Raw genomic sequence first — 21,775 nt, 5'->3', positions numbered from 1 at the left:
TGGCCGGTTAGCGACAGTCTGATTTCGACCGTCGCAATATATGGTCAGACCTCGGTCTGCTCAGCCATTTCCAGAGCGTCATCGACCTCAATCCCAAGATATCGAACGGTGCTCTCCAGCTTCGTATGGCCGAGCAGAAGTTGAACCGCCCGTAGGTTCTTCGTCCTGCGATAGATCAGCGATGCCTTTGTACGTCTCATCGTGTGAGTGCCATACATGGCTGGATCAAGGCCTATGGCTTTTACCCAGCCTTTGACGATACGAGCGTATTGACGAGTGGATAGATGGTCCGATGTATGCAGCCTGCTCGGGAAAATGCAGTCCTGGCTACGGAGCTGGGCTTGATGTATCCAGGCCGCGAGAGCAGACCGTGTTTGCTCGGTAATCTCGAACTGCACTGGTCGCTTCGTTTTCTGCTGCATAACCATTGCTCGTGATGACACATGCTCGCCATGAGCAATGTCGCACACACGGAGCTTGGTTAAGTCGCAGGCTCGAAGCTTGCTGTCAATGGCCAGATCGAACAGAGCCAGATCCCGGGTTCGTTCTGCAATTTGAAGCCTTACTCGGATGGCCCAGATATCTTTCAGTCGGAGCGGGGTTTTCTGCCCGACCAACTTTCCTTTGTTCCAGGGCTGACGGCTGCAAGTAGCAATGATGTTCATGGCAAGTCCTCCACATGTGGGAGGACAAGCATGGCTAGCCAGAGCAGCTGTCGCTAACCGGCCAGAGGTAGCCGGTGGCGCTGCGTTCGAAGCAGCCCAATTGATATTTTTGAAAAACTTAGGAAAGACGCTTTCGGGCACCATGCGCGCATCAACATCCGGATGCTATTCATGGCGACTCTGAGGCTACTCTGCCGATTGAAAACTGATCCAGGTGTTCAATTGCTTCTGCCCAATTTCTGAGCAGGAGAACACAGGGGGATCAGCATGCTTATGATGGGCGTTCTGCTATCTTGTCAGCCTGTGCCGTGGGACTTGCTGGTGACGGTTCGCCGTAACCTCCCCCTACGGACGCTAATTTCTTTCGGCGTACAAGCGAGGCGAAGGAAGCATGACCCGGACGGTGAAAGTTGAGCAGCATGAAGACGGTAGCCTAATCGTCCCACTGCCTAACGACCTGCTTGCGCAACTTGGCGTCGGAATTGGCGATGTTCTGTATCTGGCCGAGGAGTACGTAGGCACGACGCGCTGTCTGATGCCAACTAAAACACCGCAGATCCCTGATCCGTTCGAGGTGCTGGTCGAGCACCGGAATAACGAAGCGGCAGGTACGTGAGATGAGTAAGCCGACTGGGGGCGCTGTGTCGCTAGAGCAGGAAAGGTTCGATCAGACCCTCCAGGCCTTGGCTGACGTGGATGCTTGTCGCGTGATCGACCACCAAGCGGTACAGGCCTGGGCCGACAGCTTGGGCACCGAACCTCCGCTGCCGACTCCGTATTTTCAGTACACGCGATGAATGTTCGATCAGAGATAACCAGCGAACGTCGCCCTCAGATGTCTCTCTGAAATCTATGCGGTTTGGCCGAGCGCTGCCTGTTTAGGGCGTCAGCGCTCGGCCAAAAGCAGACGCTTAGGGGCAAACCTCTAATATGAATCTCTGCGAGTCGACTCAACGACGGTTAAGGCTTACAGCTACAGCTCTCCGGCATGCCAGCGGGCCTCTTGGTTAGCTAGCGCCTGTGAAATTGCAATCAGCTCATTTGATGGCAGTTGTTCCGGCAGCGGGTCAAGCCCCGCGCTGGCGAACAGTTGGCCGTAGCTATTGCGCAATTCGGCATATGCCAGGTCACGGCGCAGGTTGGCCTGTAGTGCATTCAGTTCGCCCTGAATCAGCTCCAGTTCGCCAATGCCCTGGGCTTTATAGCGGTTACGCAGTTGCTCGACGATTTGGCTATCGAGTCCGGCCAGTTGTTGGCTGGTCTGGAACTGGCGCTGTGATTCGTTGAAGTTGGCATTGGCTACATAGAGCTGCGCCAGAATCGCCATGGACATGGCCTGACGGCGTGCTTCGGCTACTTGCTCACCGGCTTTGGCGACATTGATGGAGGCAGGGGCCGACAGCACATTGAACAGGTTCCAGGTGATCTTCACGCCATAGTCGGCCCAGCTCTGGTTAACCAGAAAGCTGTTGCTGTCGTAGTGGCCGCCGGCCGAGAACTCCAGACCTGGCAACAGACGCAGCATCGCCTTGCGTGTTTCTGCGGCGCTGATGCGCGCCTGGTAGTCCTGCTCACGCAGCTCCGGGCGGGTAGCCAGGGCTTCCTGCTCTAGTACGCCAAGGTCAACCTTGAGCTGGGGCACTGGGTAATCATCGCTGGCCGCCAGGCTGACAGTACTGCCGATTGGCAGGTTGATCAGCGTAGCCAGCTCGGTTTTGGCCAGGGATAGAGCGCGGCGCTGATCTTCCAACTGGCGGGTGGCTTCGATCAGGGCACGCTGGTAGCTGAGGGCCTGAATCGGGTCGCCGATGCGTTGCTCACTCAGGCGTTGGCTGTTATCGCGCGCCTGATCGACCCGCACCATCAAACTGTCTATCTGGCTGAGCAGGCGTTCTGCCGCCAGGGCGCGCCAATAGGCCGAACGCACATCCTGGATGATGGTATTGAGCACCTTGCGGCGGCGCTCCTCAACGATCAGGCGCTGATCGCCTTGCTGCTTAGCGCTGACGTAGGCCACGCCAAAGTCCAGCACGTTCCACACCATGGTCAGGTCAGCTACTCCACGGTCGCGATCCTGCGAGGTGGAGGGCTCAAGCGACTGGGTTCCGGTCTGAATGCTCTCACTGCTGGAGGCGCTGACATTGTCGCGCCCAGCGTAGCCTGCGGAGAGCGCCATGCGCGGCAGCATGTCGAAGGTGGCGAGGTCGACCTGGCGCTGCGCCAGGGCTTCTTCCATCACCTTAAGGCGGCTTTCAAGGTTGTACTTGACCGCGCGGGCCATGGCGTCATGCAGGGTCAGCGGGCCATTGAGCGGCTCCTGATCCTTGAACATGTTCTGCAGGTCAGTTTGGGCGCGTTGTTCGCTGACACTGCGGTCGATGGGCTGACTGGTGACGGCACAACCGCTGATGGCCAGCGCAAGCAGGCTTACGCCGAGCATTTTTTGGTTTTTATTCATCCTTGGCCGCCCCCTAAAAACGGCTTGAATCTTGTTATTTAATTTTGTCGTCGTATTTAGGCTTGTGTTTGTACGCTCTCAAGCTGACCCAGTGCCTGGGCCAGTTCGCGCACCTGGCGTTGCTCGACCTCGTGCAGTTCGTGCAGTTGCTGGCTAAGCGTTGGTGCGCCAAACGTGCCAGGCCGAGATCCTTCGGTACTGCCCCATTTCTTGCCATCGAAGACTTCCAGTTGTTCTGTTTCCTGCTGGCTGTCTTGGCCGAATATGTTGGAGAGTGAGCTGGAGCCGAAGACCCCGCCATCTCCACCACCGAAGCCTAGGAATCCACTTCCCGAGCCATCGCCGCCAATGTCATTGGAGCTGCTGGCGAAGACCTGTGCAATATAGCTCGGTGCAAGGGCGTTTTGGTTGATAAAGATATTGCCCAAGGTTGGGATACCGCTACCGATGGTTGGTATCTCGAACAGTGGTGGCGGAATGAGTGGCGACTGGGTAGTCGACGGTGAAGGCACGGGGGTCGTTGGCTGCAAGGGTGCAGGTGGTAACGCGGGTGGCTGACTTGGTGGGTTGGCGCGGAACTCCGGGTCGCCATTCTCGATTACCAGTGCCTGCGCTGTATCGACGGCGTAGTTGTTGGAATCGGTGCTGCCGGTGCCGGCATTGCCTGCCAGGTCGGTGTAGCCGGTGTTGTCCAGGGTGATGACGTTGCTGGTGTTCTCGACGCTGGCTGTCGGGGTGAATATGGCGGTCCAGGTAATCCCCCCGTCGCCGCTGGACAGACCGCTGAGTACACCGTTGGAAACGGTGAAGTCGGCGCTGGTAAGGCCGCTGACCGCTTCGTTGAAGGTGATGGTCACCGTGCTGGTTTCACCTGCGGCGAGCGCAGTGTCGGCAACGACGATACTGGCACTGGGACGCAGCGAGTCGATGGTGTAGGTCTGGCCGGTGAAAGCATTGCTGATAAGGTTGCTGGCGTTATCGATGATCCCGGCACCAGTGGCGTTCAGACCCAGGCTGCCAAGCCCGGTAATGGTGTCGACCGTTACTTGATAGGTACGTGGATCAATCTGTGTCAGCGACTGCAGTGTGGCGTTGACGCTGCCGCTGGTTGCCAGGCTGAAATCGCCAATATCGACGCCACTGACATCTTCGCTGAAGGTCACGGTAAAGGTGACGCTGGATGCATTGGTGGGCGAGGCCGCGTCCAGGCTGATGGCGTTTATTTGCGGGGCAACGGCATCGACCAATACGCCGGTCGTGCTGCCTACTGCGTTCAGCGTGGTGGTGCTGTTGTTGCCAGCCGTATCGCGCAGATTGCCGCCATTGGCATCAATGCTGCTGCCCAGACTGATGCCGTTGCTGTCCATCTGACCGCTAGCCACTGTCAGGCGGAAGACCAGTGCGCTTGTGCCTGAGCCCGATAGGTAGCTGGCATAGGCAGTGCCACCGGTATCCAGGGTGATCGCTATGCGGGGCGTGCCCCCGCTGGTATCGACTGTTACGTTCTCCGACAGATTGACGGTGAAGTCCAGGTTGTCGCCCGCTACATAAACGCCATTGGCCGGTACCGATACCGAGCTGACAGTGGCTGCAACCCCATCGATGACAATGGTTTCATTGGCGGCCAGAGAGCCAGCAGTGCCCGGAGTCGGCAGGGTGAGTACGGCATTGTCGGCGGTGATGTTCTGGATGGTCGCGCCATTGAGCGACAGGGCTGCAGTGGACTGGTAGTCCAGGTCGGCGCTGAGGTCGCCGGGTTGCACGGTATAACTGAAGGTCAGTGTGTTGCTGCCGGAGCCGGATACATAGGTCGCGATGCGGTCGGTGAGGCCTGTCTCCAGCAGCAGTGTGGGCGTGCCGCCAGTGGTGTCGACCGTCACTGCCTGGTTGAAGGTGGTGGTGATGGTAATGGTATCGCCCACTTTGTAGCTGCCATCCGGTGTGGAGGCGCTGACATCGGTTATCCGCGGGTTGAGGCTGTTGACCGTGATATTGACGTTATCGGTATCGGTCTGTGTACCACCGCTGCCGCTGCTGCCCAGGTCACTGGTGGTGATAGACAGGACAGCTGCACCGTTGTAGCCGCTGGTAGGCGAGTACGTCAGGGTGGCCAGGGCGGCGTTAATATCGGTAATGCTGCCGCTAAAGACCAGGCTGGAGTCCGCGGTGCCATCGCCAGTGGTGAATGACAGACCAGCGGTGCCGGCGAGTGTCAGCACGCCATTGGTGACACTGAGCGTCACTTCGACACTATTGGCGCCAGCATCCACGTCGCCGATGCTGATCTGGTTGCCGTTGCCATTACTGAATACCAGGCTGGCATCCTGGTCAACGCTCTGCGCCGCAGGTATCGAGTTGACCGGGGCATCGTTCACCGCGGTTACATCCAGGGTCAGCGTGGTGCTGTCGGTCAGTGCGCCGCCGCTGCCGGAGTTGCCGCCATCGTTGATCTCGATGGTCAGCGTGACGTCCGAAGTGACGCTGCTGGCGGTGGTGAATACAACGCCAGCAGCCGAGATAAACGTGTTGATGTCGCTGATGCTGCCGGTCAGGGTCATGGCGCTGCTGGTGCCGCCGACGGTGACGCCAGCGGCGCTGGTTGCGCTCAGGCTGCCGCTGGGGACCGACAGGGTCACGGTCACCGGCGAAGTGCCGGCGTCGACGTCACTGAAGCTGATGCCGCTCAGGTCGCCCGGCTCATCCTCGAAAATGGCGATGGATGGGGGCGCGGTGATCACCGGCGCATCGTTGACGGCGCTGACCACCATGTCGAAGGTATCGCTAACGCTGCCGCCATTGCCGTCGTTGGCGGTCACTTCAATGCTCAGCGTGCCGGCATCGGCGTTGCTCGGCGTGCCGCTGAAGGTGCGGGTGACTGGGTCGAAACTGAGCCACGCGGGTAGGAGGCCGCCACCGGCCAGTTGTGCGGTGTAAGTCAGGGTGGCACCAGCATCCACGTCGCTGAAGGTGTTGGCGGCGAATTGGAAGTTGAAGGCCGTGTCTTCGCTGGCATTCTGGTTGGCAATGGCATTGGCCAGTGTGGGGGCATCGTTGGTATTGGCCACGACGATGCCGAAGGTATCGGTAACGCTGCCGCCGTTGCCGTCGTTGGCAATGAGATCGATGCTCAGCGCACCAACATTGGCATTGCTCGGCGTGCCGCTGAAAGTGCGGGTGACTGGGTCGAAGCTGAGCCAGGCGGGTAGGAGGCCGCCACCGGCCAGTTGCGCGGTGTAAGTCAGGGTGGCACCGGCATCCACGTCGCTGAAGGTGTTGGCGGCGAACTGGAAGCTGAAGGCCGTGTCTTCGCTGGCATTCTGATCGGGGGTCGCGTTGGCCACAGTGGGGGCATCGTTGGTATTGGCCACGACGATGTCGAAGGTATCGGTAATGTTTGCGCCGTTGCCGTCGTTGGCGATGACATCGATGCTCAGCGTGCCGACATGGGCGTTGAGTGGCGTGCCGCTGAAGGTGCGGGTCAGTGCATCGAAGCTGAGCCAGGCGGGCAAGGCGCCGCCGCCGGTCAGTTGCGCGGTATAGGTCAGGGCACCGGCATCCACGTCGTTGAAGGTGTTGGTGGCGAACTGGAAGTTATAGGCCGCATCCTCGGTGGCATTCTGGTTGGGAATGGCGTTGGCCACAGTTGGGAGATCGTTGACCGGTGTGACATTCACCGTGACATCGGCATTGCTACTGGTGCCGCCATCGCCGTCGCTGACGGTGATTCGTACGGTACGCGCTGCGCTATTGGGGTTGTCGTTATTGCTGTTGGAGTAGGTCAGGTTGCGTACCAGCGCCTGAACGGTAGCAGGCGTGGCGTCGCTGTCGAGGGTGATGACCAGGTTGCTGCCCGCATTACCTCCGCTGAACGTGCCTATCTGCGTGCCGCCATAGCTGATGACCGAGCCGGATACGCCGATCTGGCCGGCGCCTGTGCCCTGGTTGCGGATGGACAGTACGTCCTCCGCACTCACTCCGTTGCCGGTGATGGATACGGTGACATTGCCCGTGTCGAAGTTGGCCGAGTCGCTGTCGGTCACCGTGGAAAGGGTATTTGTGTCCAGCAGCACGGGGCTGCCGCCTTCGGTGAAGGTCACGGAGTCGCCGTTGAGGCCGCTGAGTACGGGGGCTGCATTGGAGCTGCCGATCACGACATTGTTGAATCCGTAGTACATGCCGTTGTTGGCGCCGGCATAACCAAACACGATCTTGTCGGCTGACTGAAAGTCTATGTCGCTGAGCACATTCGTCTGGTTGATGGTGTAGATGCCGCTAGCGGTGTTCAGCGGTATGAAAAATTCCGCGTAGGCAACCTGTGCTCCATCCCTGTAGGCCGTGACCGTATGCAGAATGTCATTGCTGGTCCAGGGGGAGCCGGGATAGGAAAACCACTGATGGTCGACGAGGGTGATACTTTCGAAGTTGAATTGACTGCCGTCGGCAGATTCTATGACCATGCGATCAGGACGGGGATTGGGGGCTCCGCCTCCGTTCCAGTAAATATCCGATGCAAGCGTAGGAATATCGGGATACAGAGGATCGCCGTTTTGATCAAGATCATCGTCAGGATGCCAGCCGATCACGTTACCAGCGGTGTTTCCGGACGAGTCGATAAAGTAGATGTTCAGATCAAGTCCTGACAGATCCAGGGTGCCACCTTCGCCGTCGTTGAATACTGATCCGAAGTCCTGGTCACCCGTCATGCTGTAGGCAAGGGTGCCGCCATCGAGCTTTGCCTGATAGGACTCCAGCGACAGCGCTGCCGCCTCCACCCCACCGATGTGCACTTCCAGTTCGCTATCGCCGCCAACGCTGCTTGAGCCTGAGTCATCGTTGCTCGCCGCCACGTCGGTGCCCGTAGCGCTTGCCAGGCGTTGAATGAAGTCGGCGCCCTTATCGCCGCTGGCGACATCGCATCCGTAAAGCAGCAGGTCGCCCTGTTCGCTGAACACGCTTCCGAGCTGGGCCAATACATCGCTGCGGGCATCGAGGGTGCCTGCATCGATCCAGGTGTTGCCAAGCAATAGCTTGCCTGCGCCGCCGTGGCTGAAAATATGGATCGCATCGATGCCTTCACGCCCCTCCAGGTAGTCGGCGATCTGCTGCAAACCATCCTGGCTGCTATCGAGCACGACCACTTCGGTGCCTGGTGCGAGGCCGTCGATCAATTGCTGCTTATTGGTGACCTGGCCATCGATGAACACCACTTCCTGGCGCTGGTCGGCGGTGCCGGCGGTAGGCGTGGCTGCCAGTCCGTCGTGGTTGGAGGCATCGGTGGGGGTGCTTTCCTGAGCGTCGGGAGTCGCGGTGGGCTGATTCGCGGCGGCATCGGCCACGGTGGCAGCCACGGCGCCGTCGAACAGCATGCGTGGTTCGAGGGACATAGCTAGGGGCGAGCGGCTAGGCGCTGCGCTGGTGGTGTTCGCGGTGTTCTTATTCTTGTTCCAGAACATGGCGCAGATCCCTCTGATTGCATTCGGCCACTAATTAAGTCAGCGAATTTCGCTGGCTTGCGTCGCTGTTGTCAATGGCCGCGTACGGCCAATCTGACCGAACGGACTAGAAACCGCTCTCGCGCACCCCCAGGGCGGCGACTCGGCGCCAGACGGCGGCGAGGATGGATTCGCGGCGACCGTCGAGTATGACTATGCCTAGCTGCGGCTGCGCGGGGGCCGTTAGCACCTGTTGCGGGGCCAGATGCACACCGTACTGGGCCTGTAGTGGTTGAGCGCGTTGCTGCTCGTCGCGACGCACGGCAATCGGCCCGCCGTGATCCGATGCCAGCGCGACTTGGTCGAGATAGGCAGCAGCGGTGGTGTCCACCTCGCTGAGCGTCACCGCCAGCGCTGGGCGCAACGGGTCGGCGCTGGCGATAAAGTGGCCGCTGCTGCCGGGTTCAACACGCCACAATGATTCTTCTGCCAGGTAGCCGCGCAGACGTACCTGCTGTGCGACGACGCGCAGCAGCGGCTGTTGCGGCGACAACCACAGCCCAGAGACCAGCTCTGTCGGCAGGTCACGCACCACGCCGTCGTGTGGCGCGCGCAGCTGCAGGCGTTGACGCTGAGCGGCGAGCCCGCGGTATTCGGCGACGGCGGTGGCCAGGTTCTGTTCGAGGATGGCGCTGTCGGCCGCCGTCTCGCTACGCCCGGCCTGCCGTTTGAGCTGCAACTGAAGAATCTCGATTTCACTGCGGACGATGGTCAGCCGCGACTCAAGGTCAGGGGATTCAAGTTCCAAGAGCAGCTCGCCGCTGCGCACCACTTGGCCATTGCTGGCGTGTCGCTGCTTGAGGCGCGCAGCTAGCGGCGCATGTAGCGCACTGACCCGGCTGGCTTCAAGAAACGCTGGAACTTCCACAGCGCTGCGCCAGGGCACCAGCAGAATGCCCAGCAACCCGAGTAACGCTATGCCAAGCAGCAGGCTTTTGCCTGGATGCGCCTGTTCACGGCGTTGCCACCACTCCTGCATCTCACGCCAGATCGGCAGGCCGATAAACCACGCCAGTTCTACCAGCATCAGGAAGATGCCCAGTAGTTTGAAAAACATGTGGTACACCGCCACGGCGATGCCGATAAACAGTGCGGCGCGCCATAGCCAGGAGCCATAGCCCCAGATCAGCAATCTGCGCTGCATGTTCGCTGACCAGGGTTCTGGCGCGGGTTCGCCGAAGCCGAACAAAGTCTCGCGCAGGTGCCAGCGGCACAATGCAAAACCACGGCCCTGCAGGTTGTCCACGTCCCACAGGTCACTGAGCAGGAAGTAGCCGTCGAAGCGCATAAAGGGGTTGAGGTTGATCACCAGGGTCGTGATCCAGGTGGCGCTGGCCAGCATAAAGGCCGCGGTACGTGCTGGGCCGTCCGGCAGCAATGACCAGGCGAGCAACGCGATGCAGGCCAGCAACAGTTCCGCGAGTACGCCGCCAGCGCCGATCAACAGGCGGGAACGACGGTCGTTGACGCGCCATGCGTCGCTTACATCGGTGTAGAACATCGGCAGCATGACCATAAAGGCCAACCCCATGCTCTGTACGCGGCAACCGGCACGCTTGGCCATATAGGCGTGGCCAAACTCGTGGCAGAGCTTGGCAAAGGTCAGGGCGATAGCAAAGGAAACAGCTCCGCCGAGGCTGAACAGATGCGGGAAGGTGGCGATAAAGCGTTCCCAGTCGCGGGCAGCCAGAAACACGCCTAGGCATAGCAGTACGGGCAAACCGTAGCGCAGCAGGCCTGGTCCGTGACGATTGAGCCAGGGCCATGTGCGGTCGAGAAAGGCGTCTGGCCGCCACAGCGGAATACGGAAAAACAGGTATTGATGCAGCAGTTTCTGCCACAGCCCCTGCCGCTGATGAGCCGATTTGCTGGCGTAGCTTTCACGCTGCTCGCTGTCGAGGGCGGCAATCAGGTCGTGGCCACGGAGAAAACGCAGCAGCTCCTCCAGTTCGCTGTTACCTAGCGGCAGGCCTGGCTCGCGATTGGCAGCGTGCAACACACGCTCGGTATCGCCCAGTTGCCAGTGCCGCAGCAAGCGCATGGCGGCTGCGCCGAGTTTGAAATAACGACCACGCAAGGGGTCGGCGAGGGTCCATTGCGGTGCGCCGTCCAACGTCGGGCTGGCGGGAGACAATTGCAGATCAGCACGCAGGACGGGCAGTTGCATCTACAGTCCTACCGTCTGGCGCAGAGCGGCAAGCGGCCGCCGCAATAAGTAGAAAGCTAGTGGGCCGCGTTCGCCATAGATTTTTGCCGTGCCGCGCAGACCGATCCGCGGTGGTGACTGATCAAACGTGGCATCCAGACGATAGGCAAGCTGGCCGCTGGTCGTCTGTTGCGCTTCGTAAGCACTGCGTTGCAGGCGCGCGGAGTGGCTATGCAGGGGGGCGCTGTCGAGGAATAGATCGATTTCGGTGCCCGGTTGGAAGTCCAGGGCATCGGCTACAGCCAGTTCGATACGCAGTTCGGCCTGATCAGGGGCGGCGATTTCCATCAGTCGCTCCCCCGTTTGCACCGGCTTGCCGGTCCAGCGCTGGGCGTCGGCGAACACCGCGATGCCGTCGCGCTCGGCGCGTACATCACTGCGTGCCAGCAATTCACGGGCATAGTCGCGCTCTGCACGTTTCTGTTCCACACGGGCGGCGTACAGGTCAATCCGTGCGCTCGAGTCGGCGTCGGTAAAAGCCCGCTGGCTATTGGCTTTGAGTTCCGCCTCGGCAACATTCAGGCTGCGTTCGGCTACATCAGCCTGGGCCTTGATGCTGGTGGCATCGAAGCGCAACAGGATGTCCCCTTTACTCACAGGCTGGTTGGGCTTGACCAGGAACTCGGTAATTACTCCGTCCAGCGGCGCGGCTACTACCTGGCCGCCCAGGGGAACCACCTGCGCCGGGGCCAAGACTGATTGGCGCACCGGTAGTAATAACAGCAGCAAGGCGGCGAGCGTGGCACCTATGACTTTCTTGCGCGGCCAGCGCAAACGCCAGGGTTTACCAGGTTGCAATGCCAGCCAGGCATGGCTGTAGGCATCGCCCAGTTGTATCAGCAGCGCCTGTTCGGCGTCAGTCCAGGGGTGGTCGCGGGCAATCCACAGCCCGCCATATGGTTGTTGCTGTTTATCTAGTAACGGCAACCAGAACACGGCTGCCGCCGACAGGCTCTGCCAGTCAGCCTGGGATTGAGTATCCAATGACTCCGCAGGAATAACCTGCGCCTGTGTCGAGCGGCCCTGAGTCAGAAGCTGACTGGCAGCGTGTTCGACAAAGGCAACAAACGGAGCGTTAGGCTCAACCACGCTGACACCGGTCAGTGCGCGCACCTTGCCGGCAATCAGCAGGGCTGCATGGCGATAGCCGAATAGGCCTTGGGCGTCATTGGCCAGAACATAGGCCAAGCTATCGATGTTCTTTGCCGCACGGGCCTGGCGTTCGAGCTGTAGGAACTGCGCGAAGACCCGTTCAGCGAGGCCTGGTACTGCCGCGCTCATTGTGCCTCCGCAAACTGTGCGCTGCCGCTCATGCCGGCGAGCAGACCCTGAGTCTCCGGCGGCAGGCTGCCGATCAGCTGCAGGGTCTGGCTGCCTTCGTCGATGCGTGCTCCCATACGTTTGATTTCGACCTGTAAGGGCTGACCGGTTTCATCCGGAGTGAACTGAAATGTCGCACCGGGTTTCAGACGGCCGAGCCAACTCGACGGCACCAGCAGATGGACTTCCAGCGTGCGGTTGTCGACGATCTCCAGCAGGGCCGTGCCGCCTGCGACACTTTCGTGGGGTTGCACTCGTCGCTGCACCACGCTGCCATTGAAAGGGGCGGTGACGCTGCAACGTTTGACCTGCACCTGATAAACCTGTGTTTCCGCGAGTGCCTGGGCCTGCTTGGCTTCGGCAAGCGCCACTTCAAAACGGCCAACCGAGTTCAGGGCTGCCAATTGCTTTTTGTGAGCGAGCTCTTCACGCGCGGCCCGGCCCGCCGCTTGGGCTGCATTGAGCTGGGCCTGATAGGCGCTGCAGTCAAAGCGCACCAGTACATCACCCTTCTTGAAGTCCTGACCATCGGTGTAGGGCATTTCGATGATGCGTCCGGCCAGCTCGCTGGAGAGCACTGCCTGATCGCGGGCACGTAATACGCCGCGAGCGGCACGCTCTGTACCTACTGAAGTTGGAATGTCGAGCAGAGGGTCATCCAGTGGCTCCTCCGCCCACGCTGAAGTGGCCATTAGGCTTAGCAGTGCCCAAAGCATAATTTTCATACAGACTTCCCTAATGTCGACGCCTCACGGGAGTTTACTAGAGAACAGCTGAGCAATAGGAACGTAGTTGAGAAGTGAGTCGCCCCTCGCTTTTTAGGTGCATTCGAGTGGCTGCTTTTGGCCGGTTAGCGACGGGCTGACTTCGACCGTCGCTATGCATGGTCAAACCTCAGTCTGCTCCGCCATCTCCAGGGCGTCATCGACCTCAATCCCCAGATACCGAACGGTGCTCTCCAGCTTCGTATGGCCGAGCAGCAATTGAACCGCCCGCAGGTTCTTCGTCCTGCGATAGATCAGGACTAGTGTCAAGGACTGCAACTGGTAGCCACTGCCTGAAAATTAACTCCTTGGAGGAGTCGAGATGACCGAAACTCTGTTGCGCAGCGCCGGAGACTTTCCAAATAAGTCAGCGGTCGAATATGCGACGATCCTCATCGATGTCCAAGAAGACAAATTACCTGTGAACTTGCTCCCCGGGGGGCACTCGGGGTGCTTGGCAGATGGTCCTGCTTACGTTGGCCACTTCTACCCGTCACCAACAGGCCGTTTGATGAACAAGGAGCTGTTCTTGGACAGCGTTGAGCTTGCAGAGCGTTTCTGCGATTGGTTGAGGGTGGCCTTCACCGGGCGGCCATACGCTGACGGCTATAGGATGACCGTTGAGGTGAGAACAACAACCTCGAAGGTCACTGCCACGAAAGGCCGGATGAAACACTCTGCAGCTGTCCGGGATCTGTTGAACGTAGATGTGTAGGCGCACCTGGTGCCACCTAGTAAGCTCGGCCGCCCCAGCCAGCAATCAACCCGGAGATCAGCATGATTGGAGCAAGGACACGATATTCGCTCGTTCAGTTTCTTGGCCTACAGGAACCCGACGTTACCCGTATTCTGCTGCAGAAATACAATGTGCCGGATGTGTCATTACCTCCATTGCAGCTGCTGCGGGCGCTGGAAAGTGTGCTGCTATCGCTTGATGAACACACAACAATGCTGGTGCTTTCCGAGGTAGTGGCATCAGATGGTGATCTGCGGGCCAGAATCAATCCGAAATATCGGTTTGATGAGCGTATGGCCGACTTGACGCAGTGCTTGCTCTTGGATGGCTACCTAGTCCAAAACAAAAAACTGGTCCTAACGGATCCATCCATTGCTGGTGCCTCACCTGTTGAGGATGACTTGATCCAGGCACTTAGTAATTTCTGGGCACCAAGAAAGGCGGAAATCATCGCCAGAATCAACGACTCGGCAAGTACCTTCAGGGCCAGTCCACCTGATTTCAACGCCACTCTGGTGCACGCCCGAGTTGCGCTGGAGACCTTGGCCGCTGATATAGCTCTAAATGCAGCTAGTCGGCAGGCGACACCATCACCATATGACCTAACTAAATGGGGTGAGGTAATTGCCTTTCTGCGTAAGTGCGGTGAGATATCGCTGGAGGAAGAGAAAGGATTGGCCGGGGTATATGGCTTCCTGAGCGTCGGAGCCCACCGTTCAGTAGGCATTCCGCAAGACCAGATGTCCCGTCTCGGCCGGTCATTCGCTCTCAATATGTGTTGGTTCCTGCTCAAGAATCATCTGGAACGAATCAAGTAAACGCAGCCATCTCAGTTCGAATGAAATCCCCAAAGCTGCCCGTGACCCATTTGTTGAGGTCGATGACGAGCCTGGCGTGCTTGAAGTCTTTTATGTTTTTGGTAACTACGGGGATGTCCATTGCCCACTGGCCATAGTCGATATCGGTCTGGTTCTGCAGAAGGCCTGTGGGGCGAGTGGCGGTGCCAGAGCTTCCCCCGAGTTTCTTGTGCTTTGAGTCGTCGGCAACGTAGGCCTGCCCTTCAAGACTGCCAATGTACCCTCCTCCAATGATCTCCCCGTTGGGCTGAAGGTCACCAAACCCGCCAGAGCCTGCATCCGGATCATTCAAGTCGCCAAGCACAAACCACTCAACAGGAGTTGCAGCCAGATTGGCCAACTGTTCAGTCGCGTAGGCATTGGTAGCACGAGCGTCTGCAGACGTGTGCCCTTTAGGAGGTATTTCCATCTCACCAAGGCGGCTGATAGTGAAATGCAGGTCAGTACCGGCCTCAGCTCGAAGGTCGACCTCGCGATCCTTTAGAAAGTCCCATGCGTTGTTATCGAGGAGGACTGTCTGCTTACCCATCAAGTCAATTCCATTTTTTGGGAGTCAGAGTGTAAATCTTAAGGCATGTGACCATGTGGATTCTGCCACTCACTAAAAACATTCAGATTGGCCCCCAGTCATGAAAGGATAGTCAGTTGTGTCGAGGTACAGTTTGATATTTTTCCGAGGTAATCTCACTGCTCACATCATGAAGGGATCCTATGGATGACGTCGATCTGGTTGAACGCGCAAGAATCAAAGCGTTTTACAAGCTGCTTGTGGATCGGTTTGGCGAAGATGTCTGGGCTGAGCGCAAAGCCGCCTATGTGAAGCGCATTCGAGAAAAGGAATCGACTTTCAACATTAGGCTGCCGATAGAGTCCCAGCTCTTCATACCCGCAGACGATGACATCGATTGGTACATCCTCGCGTCATACCTGGCCCATGACTTCCCTTTTAGTGACTCCACCTATAGCAGCAGGCGCGTGTTCACTTATGCCATGGCAATCGGTGCAGTCGCTGATCAGCTTCGCAGCGTGCCCCACATAGACACTGTTCTCGACAAGATGCTGGCGAACAACAATCAGCCCGAGAAGCAGCTATTTGAGCTGCTGACCGCCTCGTTCTACTTGAAGAATGGCTACGAGGTTTCTTTCATCCCCGAAAACAGCATCACCTGGCCTAATGGGAAAAAGAAATCTCCAGACCTGCTCGTCAAATTTGGCGACTTGGAGTTTTACGTTGAATGCAAGCGGGCGGACAAGCAGACGAAGTACTCGCTGTCCGAAGAGGTGGCTTGGGCAAACATCTGGACTCAGTTGAGCCACCACATGCTCAAGGCCGCGCCATGGAGCACCGTTGACCTAACTTTCCATGACCAGGTCGCCGATGTGTCACCGGACGAGGTGATCAAATTTGTGGGCCTGGCCATCAAGGCTGGAGGGGAAAGGGTGAGAGCCGGGTCGATCAGTGGGCAAATACGAGCCATCGACAAGAAGAGCCTCAAGCACCACTACAAGGCGTTCTCAGTCAGGGCCAATAGCCCTCAGCACGAGTTACTGGTATTCGGCGATGTGGACAGTAATGAGAGGCGAAGCATCGCAACCATCGCTGCACAGGTTATTCGACCGGGTACCAATAATGACATCCTCAACATGTTCGTCAAAGACGTTGGCCAGTGCGTTGGGGCCCAATGGCGCTGTGACCATGAGGTGTCGCTATCCCTTCGTTCTAGGCACTTTAAGGGCTTGGTAAATGATGGCGTGAACCAGATTCCTTCTGATCGCCCTGGCGTTGTGCACGTCTGGTTTGAGACTCGAGATGGAGTGGAGATTGAAGAGCTTCGTCGGGTTAAGAACGTCGACAACATTTCCAGCTTCGACGCTTCTGACACAACAGTGCTCGGGGTCTTCGTGCATGCCGTCAATTACTACCCATTCGAGGACAACTACGAATGGGCCGAGACGGTACAAGACTTTTCCCGTATTCCGGACTTGATGGATCTATTCCCTCTTCAGACCTTGATGCTAGCTTCTGGCCCGGCAACCGCGGTTGAGGGCACCACTCATTGGGCACAAGACAAAGCGGCAAAGGTCTCGCAGTGACTAAGACGTTGTCTCAAGAAATGCGAAGGTAATCGCCCCCGAGTTAAATCACGTTCACCAATCTGCGCTTTGCCAAAGCGATGAGACGGCAAAGGCCGGCTGTCCTGCTTCAGTCATTGAGATTGAAAGACGACGTTAGATGAAGGCGGCTATATCGGCCAAAGGCAGTCGGTCACTGAGCACATACTTCGGTAGCACTTAAATCATACAAGGAAGCAACGATGCATCTGCAGCGGATTCGGGCAGCCAACTTTCGTGCGTTTGGTGACGGCGCTCAGTCGCCGGCACTAGATTGGGAGCTGTCTCCAGGACTTAACATCCTTGTTGGGGAGAATGATTCCGGCAAGACCTCGGTCATCGACGCGATCCGTTACGTGCTGTGGACCACCAGTTATGAGTTCATCCGCCTATTTGAGTCTGACTTTAATATCAACGGGGCAGGCCGAGCTCGATCACTGTTCATAGAGGCCACGTTGGTTGATTTGGCCCCCGCACAGGAGGCGACAGTTCTTGAATGGCTGACTCATGAAGAGGATGGCAGTCGCAGTTTGATCATTCACCTGCAGGCCAGATGGGTAGCACCCAAGGGAAACAAGCGAGGTCGAGTAGAAGCCGTCACATGTGCTGGACGTAATGGCGCAGGCCAAGAAATAGGCACTGCAGTACGCGAACTTATCCGAGCGACCTACCTCAGGCCTTTGCGAGACGCAGAAGCCGAACTTCGACCTGGTAGGCAGTCGCGCCTATCCCAGATTCTGGCCGCTCACAGGAGCATTGACGGCCAGAATCAGAATGATTTCGATCTCGCAAACCCAGCCACCGTACCTAATAACCTGGTTGGCCTGATGGCATTCGCTCAGCATCACCTGGGAAACCACCAAGTCATCAGGGATGTTCAGGACGACATCAACAACAACTATCTGAACAAGTTCGCCTTCGCCGACGATGCGCTGTCATCACGAATCCAGATAACCCCCGATCTTGGGCTTCAACCCATCCTCGAGCGCTTTGAGCTTGGGCTGCTTCCAGCACCAGGTATCGACCCCAACGAACGCTGTGTTCGTGGACTCGGTTATAACAACGCGCTTTTTATGGCAACTGAGCTGGTATTGCTGCGTGATGGTGAAGAGCTTGCTCTGCTTTTGATCGAAGAGCCGGAAGCACACCTTCACCCGCAGTTGCAGGAACGTGTTCAACAATTGCTCGAGCGCACATCAAAAGCGGCCGATGATGGCAGTCGCCCAGTGCAAATCGTTATGACAACGCACAGCCCGTCGCTCGCTGCTGGGGCTGACATTGCCAGCATGACTCTGGTGAATCGGGCACAGCTGTTCAGCTTGGCGCACGGGAAAACAAAGCTGAAGAAGAGTGACTACGATTTCCTACGGCGCTTCATCGACGCCACAAAAGCCAATCTATTCTTTGCCCGTGGTGTAGTTATTGTTGAGGGGCCGGCCGAAGCGTTGTTGCTTCCCGCCCTAGCCGCAGCTTCAGGTTGCTCATTCAATGAGCACGGTATCTCTTGCGTAAACGTCGGTGGCGTGGGGCTTTACCACTATGTCCGGATACTGCAGCCATTTGACGGGGTCGCTATCCCTATCCCGGTCGTTTGTCTTACGGACCGGGACGTGGTCCCTGATGAGGCGGTATACATCTCTCGGCCCACTAATGGTCGCAAGCGTTTCATCTCTGATTATTCGGTCGAAGAGCTCACAGCGCTTGTCCAGGCTAAGCAAGACCGTGCCCAGGGTGGGAGTACCCTGGTGTGTGTGTCAGACGAGTGGACTCTTGAGTTCGACTTGGCCAGGTACGGCTGTGCAGAGCTCATGCATAACGCCATTCATTTGGCCAAGAAAGCAGATTCAAGAGGAGAGCGACTGACGGAGGAAGATGAGCTGGCAACGATCACGGAAGCTAAGGAGCTGTGGGCAGCTTTAGCGGCTGCTGGCCACTCGGAAGTTGAGCTTGCCTCGATCATCTATCAGCCTTTGGCCGAGGGCGATGCCTCTAAAGCAATCGCTGCTCAGTATGCTGCTCACCTAGTTCTCACTGGTGAGTATGGCGTCGGTGATGACCTCTATCTTCGCCTACCGCCTTACCTACAGCGCGCCCTTCACCACCTTACCGGCATGGTGGTGAAGTGACGGTCCCTGCTATCACAGAACTGGACCTTGAGGTTCTGGCCCTGCTGACGCCTGACTTAAATTTTGAGGATCAGGAGCGTCGCGCAGTACTCCTAGAGAACGGCTCAAGAGACATCAACGCGGCTCCTGGCAGCGGCAAAACAACTGTCCTTGCCGCGAAGCTCTTGATGCTGGCTCGCAACTGGGAGTCCAAGTGCAGTGGTGTTTGCGTGCTTAGCCACACGAATGTTGCACGCGACGAGATACAGAAGCGACTCGGCGGCAGCGTTGAAGGGAGCCGCTTATTGGCGCATCCCCACTTCATCGGCACCATTCACGCGTTCGTGAACCATTTTTTGGCCCTGCCATACTTGCGTAGTAATGGTCTCGAAGTGGGAGTTATCGACAACGATGTCTTCAGCCGAAAAGCACTCGCCATGGCCGCTAAGAATTGGACTCTGCGCACATACATGGAGAAAAACGCCAGTGTCGCGCCAATGGTTGCGGGCTTGATCTATAGAGGTGCTGACCTGGAGGTTGCTAGCGAATTCGGAGCACTGCCTAAGGAAGGCTCGAAAACACGTCCGGTAATCCAAGGCATCAAGGGCGATCTGACACTGGAAGGTGTGTATCGCCATGCGGACATGTTCGCTTTTGCTGAGCGATTACTGGTGGCCTCACCGCAAGTCCGAGCCTTACTGTCCCAACGGTTCCCCATCGTCTTTATCGACGAAATGCAGGACACATCCTGGGTGCAGGAGCGACTTCTCCAACTGATCCTCGACGAGACAGTGATCATTCAGCGTTTCGGAGACATCAACCAGCGAATACTAGGGAGTAGTGAGGGCGCTCAGAACCTGACTTTCCCGCGAGCGAATGCCCTTCCGATCTCGACGAGTAAAAGGTTCGGACCAGCCATTGCACAAATTGTTGCTAGTGCACAGATGTCGGGAGTTCCGGTTACTGGCGATGGTGTTGATCACCACGCGCCCATGTTGATGGTCTATTCGACGGAACGAGTGGGCCAAGTCATTGAAGCCTTCGGAGCGGAGGTCATTGATCGGTTTGATGAGAAGGTTTTGAGTGAGGGATCCGTTAAAGCCCTCTGTGCTCGGAAGCAAGGCGATGCGACGAAGTCCGCTGCTGGTAGAACACTCCTCGACTACTGGCCGGCCATTGCCAGCACTTATACCCCCGGTTTGAGGCTAGAGCGCTTCTGGTCGTTGCTGGCTGGTTCAACAAAGCAGGGAGAGTCATCACTCTCCGCTAGAGTCGACGAAGTCCGTCGAGCGATGTTTCTCGTTTTGCGAGCTGCAGGCGCTGACGTGGTTCGTGACCTGAAGGCCGATTCCCAGTTGCTCCGTAAGTTGATTGAGATCGGCGGAGACGTTTCGGGATTCCGTTTGTTGCTACGCGATTTGTGTATGGATCGAGCGTCCGCAGTCACCGAGGAAGGGCGACGAGCTATCCCGATCATGTTATTTGAACGGTTACAGCCACTGCTGCCTGGGCACATGGCTGTAGGTGCCTTTGCCGCAATGCCGATTTTCTCGGAGCCTGCAGCACCAGTTATTCCAGAGAAGCAGAGTACATTTTGTACTGTTGAAAAGTATGGCCGCCGACTCGACATCCAGATTGGTAGCTTGGCGTCCATGAAAGGCGAAACTCACCTGGCCACGCTCGTACTTGAGTCACTGGGCCATCCGAGTCGCCGCTTCGATCTGGAAGAGGCCTTGCCTGTCATTGCCGGGATTAAAGCTCGAGCAGCAAAACTGCCAGAAGGGCAGTTATCTCAGCTCCGCAATCTGTACGTAGGCATGTCGCGTGCTACGAGTTTTCTCTGCTTGGCAGTGAATGCTGGAAGGGTTAGCGAAGAATGCAAAGCTGCACTGCAGGGGCAAGGTTGGACCATAATTCATCTGGCATGAGCCCCATCTGCAACGACGCCCGTAGGTCACGCAAATGTATGTGCTCCCCGGAAGACCTTCACCAGCGTCTCCTGCTGCTGCACATCAATCCCTCTGATGAGCATGTGTTTCGACAAACCTGTCAGTTCCTCGAAACCTGAAAGTTGAATCAACCTAAATTCTATAGAGCCTCTGAACGGCCGCTAGCAGCCGTTCTTGAAGCGAAGCAGTCAACCACAATCAAACATTATTTGGATTGCTATGACGAGGTGCCATCAGCTCGTTTCTTGAGTTTCAGGCAAATGTTTTCCTCTCCTGCCTCAACTGACAGCTCATCACCCAGACTCCATCCGAGCTGCTCAAGTAGCTCGGATGGAAGCTCAACGATGACGTCTCCGCTGCCATCCCCAGGGTCTTGGCATACAACTCGCCAGCTTTCAGATGTAGTAGTCATAGATTCGCCCTCACGCAGTATGCACAGTATGGCAGCTTCATCTCGGGCAGATTCGCTTCGTACGGTGGGGCAGCATTTGGCCGACACCAGCCTGTTACAACCGGCGACTCCCGGCCAGCAGCGGCGAGGGGCGATTCAGACTTGCAGTTCAAGGGATCGAGCACCGTACTCCGTCAGCGCTAATGTCCAGAACGCCCTTTCTTCATCGCCTGCCTGCTCAATCCGGAGACAACAAGGGCCGCGAATGCGGCCCTTCTGTAAAGCCTAAAACCAGCTTACTGCAGCCAGCTCTCAACCTTCTCAGCGCCGAACTCTTCTTTCCAAGCTTTCAGCACTTTGTGGTTGCCGCCTTTGGTTTCCACTACTTCACCGTTATGCGGGTTCTTGTAGCGTTTCAGAGCGCGCTCACGGCGAGCACCTTTAGCAGGGGCAGCAGCACCTTTGCCGGCACTTGGGTCGAGCAGAGCGATCACGTTCCGCAGGGAGTAGTTGTAGTCAGCCAGCAGAGCGCGGAGTTTGGTTTCAAATTCGATTTCGCGTTTGAGCTTTCCGTCGCCTTTGAGAACTTCAAGTGCGGATTCCACGCCATTCGGACACTCAGCCCACGCTGATCCGGACACCTGTTCCACGATCATTCGGACAGGCAGTCGGAGCGCAGCGACGCAGGGCTGGCATTGTTAGTCTGAGGTGCCCGGCGTC

16 protein-coding genes and 1 pseudogene are annotated in these 21,775 nt (G+C 57.7%); 7 read left to right on the top strand and 10 right to left on the bottom strand.

Features of this window, described 5'->3' with window-relative positions; translation table 11 throughout:
* Positions 1-44: 44 nt before the first annotated feature.
* On the bottom strand, positions 45-665 hold the full coding sequence (locus HBN63_RS18540) for a tyrosine-type recombinase/integrase (RefSeq protein ID WP_170050442.1): 621 nt from the start codon (positions 663-665) through the stop codon (positions 45-47).
* A 391-nt stretch (positions 666-1,056) separates the two neighbouring features.
* On the opposite strand from HBN63_RS18540, the gene HBN63_RS18535 reads away from it, so the two are divergent.
* Complete coding sequence (locus tag HBN63_RS18535; protein WP_170050441.1) at positions 1,057-1,281, top strand: AbrB/MazE/SpoVT family DNA-binding domain-containing protein; 225 nt, start codon at positions 1,057-1,059, stop codon at positions 1,279-1,281.
* Between the two features lies 1 nt (position 1,282).
* Entirely contained in the window at positions 1,283-1,462 is a 180-nt protein-coding gene (locus HBN63_RS22000; protein WP_262499025.1) for a hypothetical protein, read from the top strand.
* 176 nt (positions 1,463-1,638) lie between these two features.
* On the opposite strand, the gene HBN63_RS18530 is transcribed toward HBN63_RS22000, so the two are convergent.
* The 6 genes and pseudogenes from HBN63_RS18530 to HBN63_RS18505 all read right to left on the bottom strand — a co-directional run.
* A complete protein-coding gene (locus tag HBN63_RS18530; RefSeq protein WP_079742365.1) occupies positions 1,639-3,123 on the bottom strand; it encodes a TolC family protein in 1,485 nt (494 codons plus the stop codon).
* Positions 3,124-3,179: 56 nt separating this feature from the next.
* Positions 3,180-8,576, bottom strand: coding sequence for a putative Ig domain-containing protein (locus HBN63_RS18525; protein WP_170050440.1), 5,397 nt, complete (start codon positions 8,574-8,576; stop codon positions 3,180-3,182).
* A 106-nt stretch (positions 8,577-8,682) separates the two neighbouring features.
* Positions 8,683-10,782 carry an HlyD family secretion protein gene (locus HBN63_RS18520; RefSeq protein WP_170050439.1) on the bottom strand — a complete coding sequence of 700 codons (2,100 nt, stop codon included), beginning with the start codon at positions 10,780-10,782 and terminating at the stop codon, positions 8,683-8,685.
* A complete protein-coding gene (locus HBN63_RS18515; protein ID WP_170050438.1) occupies positions 10,783-12,102 on the bottom strand; it encodes an HlyD family efflux transporter periplasmic adaptor subunit in 1,320 nt (439 codons plus the stop codon).
* Complete coding sequence (locus HBN63_RS18510) at positions 12,099-12,866, bottom strand: efflux RND transporter periplasmic adaptor subunit (RefSeq protein ID WP_170050437.1); 768 nt, start codon at positions 12,864-12,866, stop codon at positions 12,099-12,101. Before HBN63_RS18510 ends, HBN63_RS18515 begins: the two co-directional genes overlap by 4 nt.
* Before the next feature lie 162 nt (positions 12,867-13,028).
* Positions 13,029-13,163: pseudogene (locus HBN63_RS18505) on the bottom strand (integrase); the annotation flags it as partial.
* Between the two features lie 64 nt (positions 13,164-13,227).
* Here HBN63_RS18505 and HBN63_RS18500 point away from each other — a divergent pair.
* Both HBN63_RS18500 and HBN63_RS18495 read left to right on the top strand, forming a co-directional pair.
* On the top strand, positions 13,228-13,620 hold the full coding sequence (locus tag HBN63_RS18500; protein ID WP_170050436.1) for a hypothetical protein: 393 nt from the start codon (positions 13,228-13,230) through the stop codon (positions 13,618-13,620).
* A gap of 62 nt (positions 13,621-13,682) precedes the next feature.
* Positions 13,683-14,459, top strand: a complete 777-nt coding sequence (locus HBN63_RS18495) for a hypothetical protein (RefSeq protein ID WP_170050435.1) — start codon at positions 13,683-13,685, stop codon at positions 14,457-14,459.
* On the opposite strand, the gene HBN63_RS18490 is transcribed toward HBN63_RS18495, so the two are convergent.
* Positions 14,452-15,027: a hypothetical protein gene (locus HBN63_RS18490; protein ID WP_170050434.1), complete on the bottom strand. Its 576-nt coding sequence runs from the start codon at positions 15,025-15,027 to the stop codon at positions 14,452-14,454. The genes HBN63_RS18495 and HBN63_RS18490 overlap by 8 nt on opposite strands.
* Positions 15,028-15,209: 182 nt before the next feature.
* On the opposite strand from HBN63_RS18490, the gene HBN63_RS18485 reads away from it, so the two are divergent.
* The 3 genes from HBN63_RS18485 to HBN63_RS18475 all read left to right on the top strand — a co-directional run bounded on the left by HBN63_RS18485 (position 15,210) and on the right by HBN63_RS18475 (position 20,643).
* Complete coding sequence (locus tag HBN63_RS18485) at positions 15,210-16,592, top strand: hypothetical protein (RefSeq protein WP_170050433.1); 1,383 nt, start codon at positions 15,210-15,212, stop codon at positions 16,590-16,592.
* A 221-nt stretch (positions 16,593-16,813) separates the two neighbouring features.
* On the top strand, positions 16,814-18,736 hold the full coding sequence (locus HBN63_RS18480) for an AAA family ATPase (protein ID WP_170050432.1): 1,923 nt from the start codon (positions 16,814-16,816) through the stop codon (positions 18,734-18,736).
* The gene (locus tag HBN63_RS18475) at positions 18,733-20,643 is read left to right on the top strand and encodes a UvrD-helicase domain-containing protein (protein ID WP_170050431.1); all 1,911 of its coding nucleotides are present in this window, start codon (positions 18,733-18,735) and stop codon (positions 20,641-20,643) included. Before HBN63_RS18480 ends, HBN63_RS18475 begins: the two co-directional genes overlap by 4 nt.
* A gap of 238 nt (positions 20,644-20,881) precedes the next feature.
* Here the strand turns inward: HBN63_RS18475 and HBN63_RS21995 are convergent, their stop codons facing one another.
* Entirely contained in the window at positions 20,882-21,076 is a 195-nt protein-coding gene (locus tag HBN63_RS21995) for an AbrB/MazE/SpoVT family DNA-binding domain-containing protein (protein WP_262499024.1), read from the bottom strand.
* A gap of 275 nt (positions 21,077-21,351) precedes the next feature.
* A complete protein-coding gene (locus HBN63_RS18470; RefSeq protein WP_345940499.1) occupies positions 21,352-21,696 on the bottom strand; it encodes a histone-like nucleoid-structuring protein, MvaT/MvaU family in 345 nt (114 codons plus the stop codon).
* Positions 21,697-21,775 lie beyond the last annotated feature (79 nt).

The organism is Pseudomonas sp. WS 5011, assembly GCF_012985775.1.
GTDB lineage: Bacteria > Pseudomonadota > Gammaproteobacteria > Pseudomonadales > Pseudomonadaceae > Aquipseudomonas > Aquipseudomonas peli.
This window is presented reverse-complemented; position numbering and strand designations above follow the sequence as displayed.

What these genes read in the sequence shown, in the direction of transcription:
- HBN63_RS18540 (WP_170050442.1), bottom strand. Translation starts at nt 665, where the DNA reads ATGAACATCATTGCTACTTGCAGCCGTCAGCCCTGGAACAAAGGAAAG.
- HBN63_RS18535 (WP_170050441.1), top strand. Translation starts at nt 1,057, where the DNA reads ATGACCCGGACGGTGAAAGTTGAGCAGCATGAAGACGGTAGCCTAATC.
- HBN63_RS22000 (WP_262499025.1), top strand. Translation starts at nt 1,283, where the DNA reads ATGAGTAAGCCGACTGGGGGCGCTGTGTCGCTAGAGCAGGAAAGGTTC.
- HBN63_RS18530 (WP_079742365.1), bottom strand. Translation starts at nt 3,123, where the DNA reads ATGAATAAAAACCAAAAAATGCTCGGCGTAAGCCTGCTTGCGCTGGCC.
- HBN63_RS18525 (WP_170050440.1), bottom strand. Translation starts at nt 8,576, where the DNA reads ATGTTCTGGAACAAGAATAAGAACACCGCGAACACCACCAGCGCAGCG.
- HBN63_RS18520 (WP_170050439.1), bottom strand. Translation starts at nt 10,782, where the DNA reads ATGCAACTGCCCGTCCTGCGTGCTGATCTGCAATTGTCTCCCGCCAGC.
- HBN63_RS18515 (WP_170050438.1), bottom strand. Translation starts at nt 12,102, where the DNA reads ATGAGCGCGGCAGTACCAGGCCTCGCTGAACGGGTCTTCGCGCAGTTC.
- HBN63_RS18510 (WP_170050437.1), bottom strand. Translation starts at nt 12,866, where the DNA reads ATGAAAATTATGCTTTGGGCACTGCTAAGCCTAATGGCCACTTCAGCG.
- HBN63_RS18500 (WP_170050436.1), top strand. Translation starts at nt 13,228, where the DNA reads ATGACCGAAACTCTGTTGCGCAGCGCCGGAGACTTTCCAAATAAGTCA.
- HBN63_RS18495 (WP_170050435.1), top strand. Translation starts at nt 13,683, where the DNA reads ATGATTGGAGCAAGGACACGATATTCGCTCGTTCAGTTTCTTGGCCTA.
- HBN63_RS18490 (WP_170050434.1), bottom strand. Translation starts at nt 15,027, where the DNA reads ATGGGTAAGCAGACAGTCCTCCTCGATAACAACGCATGGGACTTTCTA.
- HBN63_RS18485 (WP_170050433.1), top strand. Translation starts at nt 15,210, where the DNA reads ATGGATGACGTCGATCTGGTTGAACGCGCAAGAATCAAAGCGTTTTAC.
- HBN63_RS18480 (WP_170050432.1), top strand. Translation starts at nt 16,814, where the DNA reads ATGCATCTGCAGCGGATTCGGGCAGCCAACTTTCGTGCGTTTGGTGAC.
- HBN63_RS21995 (WP_262499024.1), bottom strand. Translation starts at nt 21,076, where the DNA reads ATGACTACTACATCTGAAAGCTGGCGAGTTGTATGCCAAGACCCTGGG.